This window comes from Asanoa iriomotensis (genome assembly GCF_016862515.1).
Lineage (GTDB): Bacteria > Actinomycetota > Actinomycetes > Mycobacteriales > Micromonosporaceae > Asanoa > Asanoa iriomotensis.
In genome coordinates, this window is the sequence record NZ_BONC01000119.1 from 1 (window position 1) to 12272 (window position 12272).

Below are 12272 nucleotides of genomic sequence, written 5' to 3' on the forward strand. Positions count from 1 at the left end.
CGGGCCACCCGGTCGGGCTCGACCTGCCGGGACACCGACAGCCGTGGCCGCCACGCGGCGTGCAGCACGGCGAACACGACCGCGACCAGAGCGGCGCCGCCGAGCGCGGCCAGCTCGGCGTATCCGAAGCGCCAGCCGACAACGACCAGCGCGACGCCGGCCGCCGCCAGCCCGACACCTCGGGCAGTCGGCCGCACGGCCTAGCTCCCCGGCAGCGGCCGCAGCCCGCCGAACGTGAACCCACCGACCGCGCGCCGCTGACCGGAAGCCTCCCGCGGCGCCGCGCCGTTGGCGTGGGACGAGGCGCCTTCGGCGCTCCGCGGCAGGTGTGCCGTGCCGTTGGTCTGGGCGGGTGCACCGTAGGCGGTCGGCGACGCGGCGCCGGCCGCCCGGCCCGATGCGCGGCCGTTCGCCGGCGGCGCCGAACCGCCGCTCGGGCCACCGGCCGGGCCACCGCCCCCGCCCGGAAGCGGGACCGGCACGGTCCGCATGGCGTCGGCCAGGACCTCCTCCGCGCTGGTGCCGCGGAGCTGGGCGTCCGGCGTGAGCAGGATCCGGTGCGCGAACACCGGCCCGAGCAACGCCTTCAGGTCTTCCGGCAGCACGTAGCCGCGGCCGCTGATCAACGCGTAGGCGCACGCCGCCCGCGTCAGCGCGATCACGCCGCGCGGGCTGACGCCCACGCGGACCTGCGGGTGCGCGCGCGTCGCGGCGGCGAGCCGGACCGCGTAGGCGTAGAGCGGGTCCGCGATGTGCACCTGCTGCGCCATCCGCACCATCTCGCCCACGGTCGCCGTGTCCGTGACCGGCTCGAGCGCGTCCGGCGAGCGGAGCGTCGCACCGCGCAGCACCTCGATCTCGACCGCCTCGTCGGGATAACCCACCGAGAGCTTCATCAGGAACCGGTCGAGCTGCGCCTCGGGCAGGCGGTAGGTGCCGTCCATCTCCACCGGGTTCTGCGTCGCGACCACCAGGAACGGGCGGGGGACGGTGTGCCGGACACCGTCGACCGTGACCGTGCGTTCTTCCATCACCTCGAGCAGCGCGGACTGGGTCTTGGGCGACGCGCGGTTGATCTCGTCGGCGATGACGATGTTGGCGAAGACCGGGCCCGGGTGGAACTCGAAACCGCGCGTCGCCTGGTTGAAGATCGTGACACCGGAGACGTCGGACGGCAGCAGGTCGGGTGTGAACTGGATGCGCCGCCACTGCCCGTGCACGGTCGCCGCCAGCGCCCGGGCCAGCGTGGTCTTGCCGACGCCGGGCACGTCCTCCAACAGCACGTGCCCCTGCGCGAACAACGCCGTCAGCGTGAGCCGCACGACCTCGTCCTTGCCGAGCACGACCGCGCCGATGGCCTCGGCGAGCCGCGCGGCCAGGCCCGCGAAGCCCTGGATGTGCCCGGCCGGCAACGGCTCCAGCTGTGGTTGGGTCACCGGGTCCTCACACGCACGTCGGCAGGCCGTTGATGTTGTCGCCGTTGTCGAGGTTGAACCACGCGAACGGGATGTAGTTGGCGTTGCCCCTGAAGGTGATCTGCACCCACCAGGTGCTCGCCTTGTTGTTGTTGTATTGCACAGCCCGGATGTTGGTGCCCGTCGCCTTGCACCACGCCTGGTAGCCGGTGCCGTTCTGCGAGGTGCCCGGCGACTCGCTCTGCACCTGCCGCGTGCCGGTGTAGATGCCGATGCCGGAGTCGCAGTAGGTGCCGCCGCCGTCGTTGCAGGTCACCACCCCGTTGACCGCGGTGGTCGCGACGTTGCGGGCCGGCTCGTCGACCTGGCCGGCGTTGTTGCGCGCGGAGGCCACATAGGAGTAGGTGGTGCCCGCCCGCCACGCGGCCACGGTGATGTTGCCGCACCCCTGCCAGCCGCTGGCCACCGAGCGGCCACCGGACGAGATCGTGACGTGGCACTGCGCCGGGCTGCCGTTGTCGTCGACGGTGATCGGCACGGTGATGGCGGTCGACGACGCGGTGGCCGCGCCCAGCGTCAGCGCCGGCTTGGCGATGGTCGTCGCCGTCGCGGTGGCCTCCGGACCCTCGCCGGCCTCGTTGACCGCCCGCACCGACGCGGTGGCCGTCTCGCCCTCGGGCAGGCCGGTCACCTTCTGCGTGGTGCCCGCGGTGCGCAGGGTCTGTCCGGCGACCGTCACCACGTATTCGGTGATGGGCCGCCCGTTGTCGGCCGGCACGCCCCAGCTCACCGTGATGGTGCCGGGCTCGTTGGGTGCCACGGCCGCGGTGTCGAGCGGCTTGCCGGGCACCGTGAACGGCACGACGGTGTCGCTGGCCGGCGACGGCGTCGACGCGGCGCCCTTGTCGCTGACCGCGACCACGGTGAACGCGTATTGCGTGCCGTAGTCCAGCTCGCCCGCCGGCACGACCAACTCGGTCTTCGTGGTCTCGCCGGCCGGCGCGGTCGCACCGGCGGTCGCGGACGTCACCGCGTATTTGGCGATGGTGTTGCCCTGGCCGTTGGCGGCGGGCCAGCTGATCCGCACGGTGCCGTCGGGCCTGGCCTCGGCGGTGACGCTGGCCGGCGGGTCGGGCACGTCGGCGGTCGGCATCACCGGGTTGCTGCGCTTGGTCGGCCCGGCGCCCTTGCCGTTGACCGCCCGCACCGAGAACCGGTAGGTCTCGCCGTTGGTCAGCCCGGTGATCTCGATGGACCGCTGCCGCGCGCCCACCTCGACCGGCTGGGGACCGCCCTCGACCACGTACTTCGTGATCGCCGCGCCGTTGTCGTCGGCCGCCTTCCAGCTCACCCGGGCCAGCTTGTCGCCGGCCGTGGCGGTCACCGACCGCGGCGCACCCGGCTTGCCGATCACGGGCTTCTTCGGCGGCGGAGGCAGCGGCGGGTCCTTGGGCGGGTCGCCGCCGAGCACGTCGTCGGCGTACTTGTCGACCACGCGCACCTGGTGCTTGTCGTCGACGACCCGGGCCGTCGCCGAGTTGGGCGCGTTGATGAACAGGTAGTTCTCGCGAACCTCGAGCTCGAGCGGCCCGTTGGCGCCCCGCACCTCGATCGTGTCGACGACCTGGCCGCGCTCGTCGAAGACGTGCACGGTGCCGGTGCGCTCGTCGGCGCAGTAGTAGCGGCCCGCCCACGCGACCGCCGGCCGCAGCTCGTTGCCGGCGCCGGGCACCACGAACTGGATGCCGGGGCCGCCCTCACCGACCACCACGACGCGCCGCCCCTCGGCCACGGTGACCGGGACGTCGGGACCGTTGGTGCGCGCGGGAACCGTGCCGATGCCCGACAGCTCGAGCGCGACCTGCTTCTCCTGGTCGCCGCGGACGGTGGTCAGCGCGCCGGTCGTGCGGTCGAGCACCGCGACGCCGTCGTCGAGCGTGCTCACCGCGAGGTCGTGGCTCGGGTCGGCCACGGTGACGGTCTTGACCTGGGTCGGGCTGACGCCGCCGCCGGAGCCGCCGGGGTTGGCCACGCCGGCCAGCACGGTGCCGGTGGGCGGGGCGTCGGCGGGCGCGCTCGGCAGCGGCGCCGCGGTGATCGCGGAGACCGTGCCCTCGCTCGGCACGGCGACCCAGAGCCGCCCGGTGCCGTCGAACGTGCCGCCCGAAATGCCCGGGGGATAGCGGACCGGCTCGCCGATCGGCACCAGCGACCGTGGGTCTAGCTGGCGGACCACACCCTGTGGCGCGTCGACCACGAACGCCGCGTCGTCCTGCAGCGCCACGCTCACGCCGAGGCCCGACGTGGTGCGGGTGGTGGCCATGACCTGCAGCGTCGCCAGGTCGAGGGAGCTGATCTGGCCGGTCGTGAGGTCGCGGAGGATCAGGAAGCGGTCGGTCTGCGTCACCTGCATCGTGTGGTTGCGGGACTGCGCGACCTCGACCCGGGTGTCGACCCGGCCGGTCAACCCGTTGACCCGGGCGACCTCGCTCTTGGCCCGGCTCCACAGCCAGGAGCTGGCGTCGTAGTTGGCAACCGCGTTGTCGGCGACGCCCAGCCCCAGCACCGTGAAGCCCATCGCCGCCACCAGCGCGACGACCACGCCGCCGGTGACCAGCCCGCCGCGCGGGATGCGCCGCCGCGGCTTGCCCAACGCGGCATCGAGCGCCTCGCCGAGATCCTGCGCGGCGCTGTCGCCGCCCGTCATGGTGCCGTTGTCTGTGGTGGCCACAGCCGGCTGCCCCTCCCCACCCGTGTGTGGCGAACGCGTCGCCCTGGCGTTCCTCCCCGAAGCCAGGGGCCATCATATGGGGCTGTCAATGGCGGTGGGCACCCGTTGTGGTCGGCTGTGGACGGTGCGGGAGTGCCCTGTGGACAACCCTGAGTCAGCTTCGGGTTACCGCAGGTCGCCGCAGTCGCGCGCCGAGGGGTGCGTTGTGGATTACTCAGGCGATTTCGTCGTACGCGTGGTGCAGACTTGGCCGGACGCCGCGTACTGGTCCGACGAATAGACGGCCACCACCGTGAAGCAGTAGTCGTACCGGCTGCTCAAGCCGTTCGCGAGATAGCGGGTCGCGCCGGGTTCGATCGTGGCCATCGCCCGCAGTTGGGTGCCGGCCCGTCCGGCCGCGACGATGAACGGCACCGTGCCCGCCGTCGGGTCGGTCCAGGTCAGCAGCAACGCGTCGCCGTCCGCGCGGACCGCCAGGTCGGTGGGCGGTGCGCCGCCGAGCGCCGGCCCGGTCGGGATCGGCGCGCCGGCGCTGACCTCGGGCACCGCGCCGACCCGCGGCGGCTCGGTCTCGCGCCGCAACACGACGAAGACCACCAGCAGGGCGGCCACGACCGCAGCCGCGGCAGCGACGAACGCGGCCACCGTCGCACTGCGACCCCGCGCCCGCTCCCGCGCCGCGGCGGCAGCCATCGGACCATGCAGGGATACGGGCGCCACCTCGACCGCCGTCGCAGGAGAGGCGGCGGGCTCGGGCCGAGGCCCGAAGGCCTGCGGCATCCTCTCCCGCGCGGGCTCCAACTCACGGCCCCAGGCCCCATCCGCGGCGCCGCCACCCCACGACGCACCCGGTTGCCCGGACGTCCCGCCCCAACCAGCCGCGTCGCCGGGCTGTCCAGGAGCGACGGCGGATCCGGGGGCACCCGATCGCGGGGGCGCACCGCCGTCCCACATTGGAGCGTTCTGTCCGGGCGCGACGGGACTGCCAGCATCGGCAAGCGTCCGACCCGTCTGCCGCTGCGGCTGGGTCGGCAACGCCTGCGTCGGCGCGTCGATCGCGGCCCGTGCAGCCGCATCGCCGCCCTCGGCGCCGTTCCGGGCCGGAGCGAACACCCCAGGCGCGACCTCTTGCCCGTGATGCGCCCGCGCCGCGAACCCATGACTGTCGGCTGACGTCGGCTGCGCAACGTTGTCACCCGCGGTGGGCGAGGCCGGCGGCCAGACCCCGGGCGGCCCATCCGGCCGGCCCAGCTCCACTCCGACCTGCCCAGACCCCGACGCCTGCCACGGCGGCGTGCCCAGGTGGCCGGTGCCGAACGGCTCCGCGGTCGACGGGATCGGCAGCGGGCCGACCTGTCCGGCACCCGACGGCTGGCCGTCGCCGAAGGTCTGCGCGTGCGTCGGGCCGGGCGGCACCGAGCTGGGCGGTTGGCCCGGTGATCCGGCTGGTTGGCCGTTGCCGAAGGGCGCCGCGTGCGGTGGGCCGGGCTGCCCTGAGCCGGGCGCTTGCCCCGGTGGCCCCGCTAATTGGCGGGTTTCGAAGGGCTGCGTAGTCGGTGGGAACGGCGCCGGACCGGCCTGTCCGGCGGCGAAGGGCTGCGCGGGCGGTTGGCCCGGTGGTCCGGCTGGCTGGCCGCTGCCGAACGGCTGCGAAGGCGGCGGGAACGGGGGCGGTCCGGCGTGCCCGGGGGCGGGCGGCTGGCCCGGTGGCGTGCCCGGCTGGTTGCTGCCGAACGGCTGCGAGGGCGACGGGAACGGCGGCGGGCCCGCCTGTCCAGCGACCGACGGCTGGCCCGGCGGCACGGCTGGCTGGGTGCCGAACGGTTGCGGTGCCGCGAACGGCGAGCCGGCCGGCGGCAGGGGCGGTTGGCCGGTGCTGAACGGTGGGCCGGGTTGGCGCGCACCCGGCGGTGGTGGGGCGACCGTCGGCTGCATGGGTGGGAGCGGTGGTATTTCGCCGCCGGTGGAGGCGAGGTAGGACGCCGCCGTGCGTACCATGTGATGATCTTCACCGAACGCCGTTGGGCCGAAGGTCGCGACGCGGTTGAAGTTGCGGCGGGCCTCGTGGCGGTTGCCCAGTTCCTCGGCGACCGTGCCCAGGTCGAACGAGAGCGCCAGCATCAGCGGGTGGGCCTCGCCCAGGTGCAACTCGCCCGCCGCGAGCGCTTCCTCCAGCACCCGCCGCGCCGCCGCCGGGTCGTCGGCCTCGCGGTGCAGCGTGGCCAGCACGTGCTGGCCGCCGAGCAGCTCCGGGTGGTCGTCGCCGAGCATCGGGCGGGCCGCGTCGAGCGCGTCCTCCAGTAGCTCCCGGGCCGTCGTCAGGTCGCCGGCGGCGCGGAGCGCCTGTGCCTGTGCGAGGGCGGCGGCGAGCGGGGAGGGCTGCGACACGCAGGACACTCTGCCCCCACGGCGGCCCTGCGCGCCAGTCGTGTGGATGACCGTGATCTGCTGGGTGGATGCTGCAGAGGTACGACCCGAGGAACGCGGACATCAGCTATTGGGTCAACGGCGTGCTGCGGCACCGCGATGAGCCCGGATTGTCGCCGTTCGACTCGGTTGTCCAGGGTGGCGACGCGGTCTGGGAAGGGTTGCGGCTCTACGACGGGCGGATCTTCGCGCTCGGCGCCCACCTGGCCCGGCTGCGGCGGTCCGCGATCGCGCTGGATTTCAAGGACATTCCGTCCGATGCGGACATCACCGACGCGGTCGCCCAGACGCTGAACGCGAACGGCATGCGCGACGGCGTACACGTGCGCCTGACCCTGACCCGCGGTGTCAAGCTCACCAGCGGCATGGACCCGCGGCTGAACACCGCCGGCAGCACCCTGATCGTGCTCGCCGAGCACAAGCCACCGGTGTACGACACGACGGGCCTGACCCTCGTCACGTCCAGCATCAGGCGGCCGGGCGCCGACGTCCTCGACCCGAAGATCCACCACGCCAACCTGCTCAACTCGATCCTCGCCAAGATCGAGGCGAACGTGGCCGGCGCCGACGACGCGCTGATGCTCGACCCGCGCGGGTTCGTCGCGGAGACCAACGCCACCCACCTGTTCGCCGTGCTAGACGGTGCGCTGATCACCCCGCGCACGGTCGCCTGCCCGGAGGGGATCACCCGCGACACGGTCCTGGAGCTGGCGCCCGCGGCCGGCATCCCGGTCACGGTCCGCGACGTGTCGCTGGTCGAGATGCACACGGCCGACGAGGTGTTCTGCACCGGCACGATGGGCGAGCTGGCCGCCGTCACCACGATCGACGGCCGGCGGATCGGCACGGGCGAGGTCGGCCCGGTCACCGCCAAGCTGTCCGCGATCTACCAGGAGCACGCGAGGACCAACGGCACGCCGGTCGTCTAGAGCGCGTGCGCGGCCAGCTCGTCGTAGAACGGCTTCGCCGCCACCACCAGGTGCGCCAGGTCCGGCGGCACCGACACCGGCTCCGCCCGATAGGGCGCGAACCCGGTCGACCGCTCGACGGCCCCGTACCAGTGCGGCGCCCAGACCCCGTCGGTGTCCCGCCGCCCCGCGGGCCAGCTCAGCATCGCCTCGTCGAACGCGATGCCCAGCGCCGCGCACAGCTTGCGGAGCTGGCCGGCCGGGTCGCGCAGCAGCGCCGCCGAGTCGAGCACCGGCCCGCCGTGTGCGCGGAAGATCTCCACCTGCTGCGGGTAGCCGAGGTCCTCCAGCGTCGGCTCGCCCCGCACCTTGGCGTAGGAGGCGACCACGTGCGCCGGGTCGCGGATCAGGTACGCGTTGGTGACCTCGCCCAGCCACAAGCGGCCGACCTGCGGCAGCAGATGGTGCGCCATGTGCTTCTCGTACTGCACCGGCGAATCCGACGACGGCCGCCGCAGCGCGGAGACCGCCTCCGCCCAGTGGGTCGGCTGGCTGGCCAGCACCTCGGCCCGCCCGGGATGGTCGAGCCCGGTCGCCGCCAGGTAGGCGGCGTACAACGGCTCGTCGACGACGGCGCAGTCCGGGCGGGCGCCGAAGCTGCGCATCAGCGCGGTCGAGACGTTGCGCGGCCCCGACCACATCGCGATCCGGATCATGCCAACTCCCGCTGGTCCCGGCGCCAGTACTGCTTCTTCTTCTCGTCGCGCACCACGAACCCGAGCTTGAGCAGCTGCTCGCGGAGCACGGCCGCCTCGTCGGCCTTGCCCTTCTCCAGCGCCGCCGCCCGGTCGATGAGCAGGCCGTGCGCCACGCCAGGCAGGTCGTCGTCGATCCGGGTCCAGATCCGGAACTCGTCGCGGTGCGGGTCGCCGCCGGCCAGCCACGGATAGCCGGCCCCGGTAAAGGCCGCCTCGACCTTCTGCTTCGAGAGGTCGGTCTTCTCCCGGGCCAGCTCGGTCGACGACCGCCCGAGCAGCACCAGCTCGTTGCGGTCGAAGAACACCCCGGTGACGTCGCCGCGGCTGACGGACTGCTTCTTGCCGCCCCGGGTCAGCGTGACCTCGCCGACGGCGAACCGGATGACGAGCATGTCGGCGACCGCCAGCACCGCCACGACCAGCCCGACCACCAGGCCGGCGCCGACGGCAACCAGCGCGGCCTGCGGGTCGGGGGCCTCGTCGATCGCCCGGAAGACACCTTGGAGCGGCGCCACCGGCAGGTCGGCGACCCAGCCCGCGGCCCACTGGACCACCCAGCCGAGCCCGGCGCCGAGCACCGGGAACAGCACCCAGAAGAGGGCCCGGGCACCCGGATCGTCGATGACCGTCTCGTCGAAGGACGACTCGCTGGCGCTCACGCCGCCGATTGTGCCCGACCGCCCGGTCCTCCGCCGCCCGCCCTCAGTCCTCCAGCAGCTCCCGCACCATCGGCGCGACCTTCGTCCCGTACAACTCGATGTTGCGCATCACCGCGTCGTGCGGCACCCCCGCCAGGCCGTACTTGAGGTCGAACCGCACCGCACCGAGCGTCTGAAGCGACGAGGCGATCTTGCGCGCCACCGTCTCCGGAGCGCCGACGTGCCAAGCGCCGGTCGAGATCTCGTGCCGCAGGTGCTCGGCCGTCGGCGGACGCCAGCCGCGCTGCTTGCCGACCCGCGTGAGCACCTCGAGGTAGTGGGGGAGAAGCTGCTCGTACGCCTCCTCGTCGGTGTCCGCGATGTGCCCCGGCGAGTGGATGCCGATCGGCTTGGCCGGCCGGTCGAGGCGACGCTCCGCTTCCCGGAACAGCTCCGCGAACGGCTTGAAGCGCGCGATCGGCCCGCCGATGATCGCCAACATCAGGGACATGCCGTACGTCGCTGTCCTGATCACCGATTTCGGGCTGCCGCCGACGCCGATCCAGGTCGGGATCGGCCCGCCCTCGGTGTGCGGCACGACGTCGGCGTCGACCAGCGCCGGGCGCAGGCGGCCGGACCAGGTGACCGGCTTCTCCTCGAGCAGGCGGGCGAACAGGTCGACCTTCTCCTCGAACAGCTCCTCGTAGTCGGCGAGGTCGTAGCCGAACAGCGGGAACGAGTCGATGCTTGACCCGCGACCGAGGATCACCTCGGCCCGGCCGTCGGACAGCGCGTGCAGGGTCGCGTACCGCTGGAAGACCCGCACCGGATCGTCGGAGCTGAGCACCGTGACCGCCGAGCCGATCCGGATGCGCTCGGTGCGGGCGGCGATGGCGGCCATCACCACGTCCGGCGCGGACAGCGGCATGTCGAAGGTGTGGTGCTCGCCGATGCCGAAGAAGTCGATGCCGACCTTGTCGGCGAGCACGGCATGCTCGACCAGCCCGCGGATGGTTTCGGCGTGACCGACCGGTTTGCCGTCGTTGTCGGAGAGGACGTCACCGAAGGTGTCGAGACCCAACGAATATTTGCTCACGCAACTAGGTTGCATCCGGGTAGCGACGACGACCACGCCCTGCGCTGGGTACCCACGGCAGGGGACGGCAGCGTCGCCCGGACCGAAGGGATGATCGGCACCATGAGCAGCGAACTCGGCGACTTCCTGCGCTCGCGCCGGGCAGCCCTGACCCCGGCTTCCACAGGAATCCGGACATTTGGCACGGCACGCCGCGTGCCCGGCCTGCGCCGCGAGGAGGTGGCCCAGCTCGCGGGCGTCAGTGTGAACTACTACACCCGGATCGAGCAGGGTGAAAGTCACCAGATGTCCGACTCGGTGCTGGACGCCCTGGCCACCGCGTTGCGCCTGGACGAAGCCGAGCGGTTGCACCTGGTCCGGCTGGCCCGGCCCGCCGCGGTGCCACGCCGGGTCCTCGGTCGCGAGACGGTCCGGGACTCGGTGCTCGCGGTGGCCACGAGCAGCACCGACCAGGCGGTGATCGTCGTCGGCCGGCGCACGGACCTGCTCGGCGGCAACCGCCTGGGCTTCGCCCTGCTAGGCCTGGACCCGGACGAGCGCCCCAACATGGCGCGCCAGATGTTCCTGGAGCCGGCTATGCGCGACCTGATCGTCGACTGGGAGCGCGAGGCCCACAACACGGTCGCCTACCTCCGCAACGCGTCGAGCGACGCGACCGACGACCCGCTGCTCGCGGAGTTGGTCGGCGACCTGAGCATCCACAGCGCGGAGTTCGCCCGCATCTGGGCCATGCACCCGGTCGCGGAGTGCCTGCACGCGGTGCGCGAATGGGAGCACCCCCTGGTCGGCCGCCTGACCCTCAACGAGGAAAGCCTGCGCCTCCCCGACGACCCGGGCCAACGCATCATCTTCAACGGCGCCGCACCCGGCTCACCGTCCGCCGAACGCCTGCGCCTGCTCGCGTCGCTGGTCACCGCACCCGAGCCGGAGGGCTTCTAGGATCGGAAGATCATTGCTCGGGTCCGCAGTGGTCCGGACCGCTCCTCCCGCGAGGGACCGCTCCGCTGCGCTCCGCTCGCCAGGCCCGCGGTTGGCATCCGGCGGTATCTTCGTCGGTTGTGGACAGCGAGCTCGCACGGCTGCTCGCCACGGCGGGCGGCCCTGACTACCAGAACGCGCTGAAACGTTTCCTGACCCTCGGCGACGACGCCTGCGCCTCCTTGCTCGCGGTGGTCGCCCGGGAGGTCCCGCAGCCACCGACGGGCGCCCCGGGCGCGCATCCGCGCGACATCATGGAGGACGCCTCCGAGATCGTCTATGCGGCCGCCCGCCAATGGCCGACCCGCTTCGAAGCGGTCGTGACGGTCAGCCCGGCCTTGCGGCATGACACCAACGTGGTCTACGCCCTGCGCGAACTGCGGTCGCCGGGTTCCGAGGCGCTGCTGATCGCGGCGACCCAGGTCCGCGAGCCAGGCCACGTCTACCTGCGCGCGACAGCGGTCCGCAGCTTGCTCGCGCGCCGCAGCCGCGCTCTCACCGACCTGCTGCCGCGTCTCCTCGGCGACCGCGCCGACGCGGTCCGCTCGGCCGCCCTGGACGCGTCGGCCCGCTACGGCGACACGCGCTCTCTCGTCGCCTTGCGCCGCATCGCTGCCAACCCACGGCGGCCAACCTGGGAGCGCGAGCGGGCCGCTGCGGCAATCGCAAGGATCACCGGTTAGCAACCTCGCGGCGTCGGCCGAGGTCGGCGACCTCGCGGTGCGGATCGGCTCGCCCGCCGGGTGCCGTGCCCACCTGGCCGCCACCGGTCGCGGCTGTCGCCCAGCGCGGGCGTGGTGGTCAACAGGCGGGTGCTCGTCGCTTCGCGTCGCGTCGCCGCAAACCCTCGCGAGCGCTCCGGGAGCGCGAGCAGGTTGGCGCGGAAATCGCGAAGATCAGCGTTAGCGACCGCACGGCCGGGACCGGACCGCGCAGCCCGGGTGTCCTGCTCGCCTGGCCACCACCAGTAGCAGCGCCCACTGCGGGCGTGGCCGACGACGCACGTGCGCTCGTCGCCTTGCGCCGCGTCGGCGCCAACCCGCCCTGGACGGCCTGGGAGCGCGAGCGGGCCGGCGCGGCGATGGCGAGGATCAGCGGTTGGCGACCTCGCGGCGCGGATCGGACCGCGCGGCCCGGGTGCCGTGCTCGGGTGGCCAATCCCAGTCGCAGCGCCGCCTGGCGCGCGGTGTGGTGGTCGACGCGCGTGCGCCCGTCGCTCTGTGCCACATCGCCGCCGAGCCGCGCCAAGCCGCGCCGCCGAGCCGCGCCAAGCCGCGCCGCCGAGCCGCGCCAAGCCGCGCCGCCGAGCCGCGCCAAGCCG

At 73.3% G+C, this 12272-nt stretch carries 9 protein-coding genes and 2 pseudogenes; 3 read left to right on the top strand and 8 right to left on the bottom strand.

The features are described 5' to 3' along the window. The 4 genes and pseudogenes from Air01nite_RS39080 to Air01nite_RS41725 form a co-directional block, all read right to left on the bottom strand. A pseudogene (locus tag Air01nite_RS39080) lies at window positions 1-197 on the bottom strand (DUF58 domain-containing protein); the annotation flags it as partial. A gap of 240 nt (window positions 198-437) precedes the next feature. Beyond that, window positions 438-1421: pseudogene (locus tag Air01nite_RS39085) on the bottom strand (AAA family ATPase); the annotation flags it as partial. Window positions 1422-1443: 22 nt separating this feature from the next. Further along, complete coding sequence (locus tag Air01nite_RS39090) at window positions 1444-4122, bottom strand: fibronectin type III domain-containing protein (protein WP_203708474.1); 2679 nt, start codon at window positions 4120-4122, stop codon at window positions 1444-1446. A 234-nt stretch (window positions 4123-4356) separates the two neighbouring features. After that, entirely contained in the window at window positions 4357-6534 is a 2178-nt protein-coding gene (locus Air01nite_RS41725; protein WP_275408331.1) for a tetratricopeptide repeat protein, read from the bottom strand. A gap of 68 nt (window positions 6535-6602) precedes the next feature. Between Air01nite_RS41725 and Air01nite_RS39100 the strand changes: the two genes are divergently transcribed. Continuing rightward, entirely contained in the window at window positions 6603-7502 is a 900-nt protein-coding gene (locus tag Air01nite_RS39100) for an aminotransferase class IV (RefSeq protein ID WP_203708468.1), read from the top strand. Here the strand turns inward: Air01nite_RS39100 and Air01nite_RS39105 are convergent. The 3 genes from Air01nite_RS39105 to Air01nite_RS39115 are packed head-to-tail and all read right to left on the bottom strand — an operon-like array spanning window position 7499 to window position 9973. Next, a complete protein-coding gene (locus tag Air01nite_RS39105; protein ID WP_203708469.1) occupies window positions 7499-8197 on the bottom strand; it encodes a sulfotransferase-like domain-containing protein in 699 nt (232 codons plus the stop codon). The two genes, Air01nite_RS39100 and Air01nite_RS39105, sit on opposite strands and share 4 nt — an antisense overlap. Beyond that, window positions 8194-8898 (bottom strand): YqeB family protein, encoded by a 705-nt coding sequence (locus tag Air01nite_RS39110; protein ID WP_203708470.1) that lies wholly within the window; start codon window positions 8896-8898, stop codon window positions 8194-8196. The genes Air01nite_RS39105 and Air01nite_RS39110 overlap by 4 nt, the downstream gene beginning before the upstream one ends. A gap of 43 nt (window positions 8899-8941) precedes the next feature. Next, window positions 8942-9973, bottom strand: coding sequence for an LLM class flavin-dependent oxidoreductase (locus Air01nite_RS39115; RefSeq protein WP_239091273.1), 1032 nt, complete (start codon window positions 9971-9973; stop codon window positions 8942-8944). 102 nt (window positions 9974-10075) lie between these two features. Here Air01nite_RS39115 and Air01nite_RS39120 point away from each other — a divergent pair, with 102 nt between their 5' ends. Both Air01nite_RS39120 and Air01nite_RS39125 read left to right on the top strand, forming a co-directional pair. Then, entirely contained in the window at window positions 10076-10912 is an 837-nt protein-coding gene (locus tag Air01nite_RS39120) for a helix-turn-helix transcriptional regulator (RefSeq protein WP_203708471.1), read from the top strand. Window positions 10913-11031: 119 nt separating this feature from the next. Next, complete coding sequence (locus Air01nite_RS39125) at window positions 11032-11634, top strand: HEAT repeat domain-containing protein (RefSeq protein ID WP_203708472.1); 603 nt, start codon at window positions 11032-11034, stop codon at window positions 11632-11634. A gap of 408 nt (window positions 11635-12042) precedes the next feature. Here the strand turns inward: Air01nite_RS39125 and Air01nite_RS39130 are convergent. Next, window positions 12043-12272: hypothetical protein (locus Air01nite_RS39130; protein WP_203708473.1), on the bottom strand; the 230-nt coding region annotated here is incomplete at its 5' end.

Coding starts and splice junctions, on each gene's coding strand:
- Air01nite_RS39090 (WP_203708474.1), bottom strand. CDS start 4,122: ATGACGGGCGGCGACAGCGCCGCGCAGGATCTCGGCGAGGCGCTCGAT.
- Air01nite_RS39100 (WP_203708468.1), top strand. CDS start 6,603: ATGCTGCAGAGGTACGACCCGAGGAACGCGGACATCAGCTATTGGGTC.
- Air01nite_RS39105 (WP_203708469.1), bottom strand. CDS start 8,197: ATGATCCGGATCGCGATGTGGTCGGGGCCGCGCAACGTCTCGACCGCG.
- Air01nite_RS39120 (WP_203708471.1), top strand. CDS start 10,076: ATGAGCAGCGAACTCGGCGACTTCCTGCGCTCGCGCCGGGCAGCCCTG.